Source organism: Polyangium sp. y55x31, assembly GCF_029946505.1.
Taxonomy (GTDB): Bacteria; Myxococcota_A; Polyangia; order Polyangiales; family Polyangiaceae; genus Polyangium.
On the sequence record NZ_JARZHG010000090.1, the window covers coordinates 1 to 3,302 of the forward strand.

A 3,302-nucleotide genomic window follows, 5' to 3' on the forward strand; every position below is an offset into this window, starting at 1 on the left:
ACGGCGACGATATGAGCACGTTCGGTCCGGATGGATCGATCGATATCGATTTCGAGGCGGTCGTGGAAGGGCCGCGCGTCGTCCTCGAGGCCGTGGCGCGTCGATGGCTCATGAGCTCGGGCGCGCTCCCGTGGTCCCCCGCGGAAGGCGTCAACGTTCTTCGCATGAGACGATTCCACGGACTCGGGGACGCTCATCCTCCGCACGGTCACGGAACCGGCATCCCTCTGCACGATCGAATGGAAACCGCCCGGCTCGGCGGTTGCGATCGTCCTCGGGGCCCTCGGCGTGCAGGTCTCGGGGCCTTCGGTCGTCGAGATCCCGATCCAGGGGAAGATCACGAGCGGGCTTGCCTCGCTGCTGGGATAAGCCGATGGCGATCGACTACGGCGACGATATGAGCACGTTCGGCCCGGATGGCTCGATCGATATCGATTTCGAGGCGGTCGTGGAAGGGCCGCGCGTCGTCCTCGAGGCCGTGGCGCGTCGATGGCTCATGAGCTCGGGCGCGCTCCCGTGGTCCCCCGCGGAAGGCGTCAACGTTCTTCGCATGATCAACGCGGACCCCTCGCCGACGAGCCTTTACCGCCTCGGCGAGCTCCTCGAAGGCGAGGCGCTGCAGGAGCCGGGTGTGGTCGGGGCCTCTGTGCGCGTGGAGCTGCGGGGCGGCGTGCTCTTCATCGTCGGGCGGTTCGATCTGGCCGAGGGGAGCTTCCTCCTCACGGTCGAGACGGGCGAGGCGCGGCGCGTCCTGTTCCGATCACTCGGGGAGGCTGCGTGATGGGGGCTCCATCGCTCGCGGCGCTGCTCCGGGCTCGCCGGAAGGACGTCATCTTCGAGGACCTGCTCGAAAAGGCGCACGGGCTCGGGCTTCGGGCGCGCGGCTGGGACTCGAAGAGGATCGGGCGTGTCCTCCTGGAAATCGAGGCGCAGACAGTCGAGGCGTGGGAGGCCGCGAGGATTGCGATCACGCGCGGCGGCTACCTCGGGGACGACGAAACCGGTCCGTTCGGCGCGTGGCTCGATCTTGTGGCGCTCGGCTGGTTCCAAGAGCTGCGGCGCGAGGCCATTCCGACCGAGGGGCGGATGGTCTTGACCGAGTTTGCCGACGACTCGCTCCACGTCATCCAACCGGGCGAGCTCGCGGCAGTCTTTGGGCCTGAACTCGCCGATCCTCTCCGGTTCGTGAACCTCGACGGCGGAACGCTGCCGAAAGGCGGAAGCCTCGCGCTCACGTTTCGCGCAGAAGCGCCCGGCGCGCGGTACAACGTCCCCCCGTCGACCATCTCGTTTCTAAATACGCCTCTCCAAGGGGTGCGCATCTCGAACCCAGCGGATCCCGCTACGGGGACGTGGATCACGAAAGCCGGCGCGGACGAGGAGAGCGATCCGAGCCTCCGCGCGAAGTGCCGGGACAAGTGGGGCTCCCTCGGCGCGGGTGGGAACCTCGCGGCGGTCCGATATCGGATCCGGAAGGCGGCTGAACTCTTCGGGCTGTCCGTCTCGCGGTTCCGCGTCCGCGACGACAACCCGAACGGTCCGGGAAGCGTCGACGTCTACCTTGCCAATCCGGCCGGACCGGCGTCCGCCTCCGAGGTGAAGGCCGTCCGAGGCTACCTCGCCGGCCTGAAGGCCGTGGGGACGGGGCCGCTCCGATGCTTCCCGGCGACGCTGCTCGAGGTGCCGATCGTCGCAGGCCTGCGAAACCCGACGAACCCGCACGCGCTCACGGAGGCGATCGGGCGGCTCGTGGCTCTCCAATCGGATTACCCCCTCGGCGAGGCCCTCTACCGCGCGCGGCTGATCGAAGAGCTCGTCGACGTCGCCAGCGGGACGGTGGATGTCCGGCTCGTGTCACCCGCGCGGGACGTCCTCCCGAAGGCCACGGACGCGATCGTCTTCGTCCCTCAACTCACGCTGCTTTGACGAACCGAGGACACATGGCTGACGAGTTTCGAGAGCTACAGCGCGGCAACATCCCCGACGGGGGACAGTGGACCGATGCGGAATGGCTCCGCGGTCCGAACGCGCAAGCCTTCCTGGCTCTGCTCGGCGAGACCAAGGACGCCACGCTGGTCGAGCTCCGGGCCGCCATCAAAGCACGCTGGCCAGGCCTCGGGCCGCCCGATGCTCTGCGCTGGCAGGGGCAGGGCTTCGATATCGAACGCTTCGAGGGGGAGACGGACGAAGCCTACCTGGCTCGGCTGGAACGGGCCTGGGAAACGCATCAACGGGCGGGGACGGCGGGAGCGATCGAGGAAAGCCTGCGGGCCTTCGGGATCCCGGATGTGCTCGTGATCGAGGACTGGCAAGGGCGCTTCGCGGAAGGTGCCTGGTATTCGCGGTTCTGGGTCGTCCTCGGACCGGATTTCGGGACGCTCGGGATCGAGCCGCTGCGAATGCCGTTCCTGTTGGGGGAACCGACGCTCGGGAGCTCGGCGACCATGGCACAAGTGCGGGCCATCAAGCGGCAGATCCTCAAGTGGAAGGATGCGCACGGCTACCCCGTCCACGTGATCCTCCGCTTCCGGGATGCTCCGATCCTCGGCCTCGGGCTCGCGCTCGGCTTCAAGCTCGGCGGCTCGAAAGGGAGCGGCGTCGCATTCTGGCCGATCGGCGCGGGGAACATGCTCGGGAAAATGTCGATGCCGTTCAGGCTCGGCGGTGGTTACGACATCTGACGGAGGCGGTCATGGCTTACGATTTCATGGGTTCACTCGTCTTCCATGCCTTCGTTCGCATGCTGAACGACGGGGAGCTCGTCAATCATGAATCCCTCTATCGCCTCGGCCTGGTCCGCCTCGCGGATCGGACGGCGTACCTCCTCGATGCCATCGGCCGGGCGCGCGCGGAGCTGGCCGGCGTGGCGAACGGGACGCGGGCGACGCTCCTCGGCTCGAAGCGGCTGTCCACGTTCACGCAATATGACGCGGAGACGAACCCTGCCGGCGAGCTCGGTCCGGGTGGGCTGCTCGATGGGAAGACCCTGCTCCTCGGCGAGGACTCGGGGCCGGCCGAAATGGTGCAGTTCGTTGCTCCGTTGACGCCCGCGGACCTCGTGCAGCAGATCAAGGCGGGCGCACCCAAGAACAAGGACGCGAACCTCGACGATGAATCTCGGCTCGTGCTCGCCTCGAAGACGTTGGGCGCGAGTTCCTCGCTCTCGGCGAGCGGAACGGCGGCGGCGGTCCTCGGGCTCCCGAGCGGGACGGCGACGGGCACGGGCACGATCGATGATGGCGCTTCCCGGATCGGCTTCTTCGAGCATGGCGCAATCCCGACGGGTACCGTCCGCTCGGCCC

4 protein-coding genes are annotated in these 3,302 nt (G+C 67.9%); all 4 read left to right on the top strand.

The features are described 5' to 3' along the window. The first annotated feature begins 373 nt into the window (after window positions 1-373). Entirely contained in the window at window positions 374-781 is a 408-nt protein-coding gene (locus QHF84_RS50075) for a hypothetical protein (protein WP_281320780.1), read from the top strand. Beyond that, complete coding sequence (locus QHF84_RS50080; protein WP_281320781.1) at window positions 781-1,926, top strand: baseplate J/gp47 family protein; 1,146 nt, start codon at window positions 781-783, stop codon at window positions 1,924-1,926. The genes QHF84_RS50075 and QHF84_RS50080 overlap by 1 nt, the downstream gene beginning before the upstream one ends. A gap of 14 nt (window positions 1,927-1,940) precedes the next feature. After that, on the top strand, window positions 1,941-2,681 hold the full coding sequence (locus tag QHF84_RS50085) for a phage tail protein (RefSeq protein WP_281320782.1): 741 nt from the start codon (window positions 1,941-1,943) through the stop codon (window positions 2,679-2,681). An 11-nt stretch (window positions 2,682-2,692) separates the two neighbouring features. Then, window positions 2,693-3,302: hypothetical protein (locus QHF84_RS50090; RefSeq protein WP_281320783.1), on the top strand; the 610-nt coding region annotated here is incomplete at its 3' end.

Bases quoted from the DNA above. Each gene is read 5' to 3' on its own strand.
- QHF84_RS50075 (WP_281320780.1), top strand. From the start codon at position 374: ATGGCGATCGACTACGGCGACGATATGAGCACGTTCGGCCCGGATGGC.
- QHF84_RS50080 (WP_281320781.1), top strand. From the start codon at position 781: ATGGGGGCTCCATCGCTCGCGGCGCTGCTCCGGGCTCGCCGGAAGGAC.
- QHF84_RS50085 (WP_281320782.1), top strand. From the start codon at position 1,941: ATGGCTGACGAGTTTCGAGAGCTACAGCGCGGCAACATCCCCGACGGG.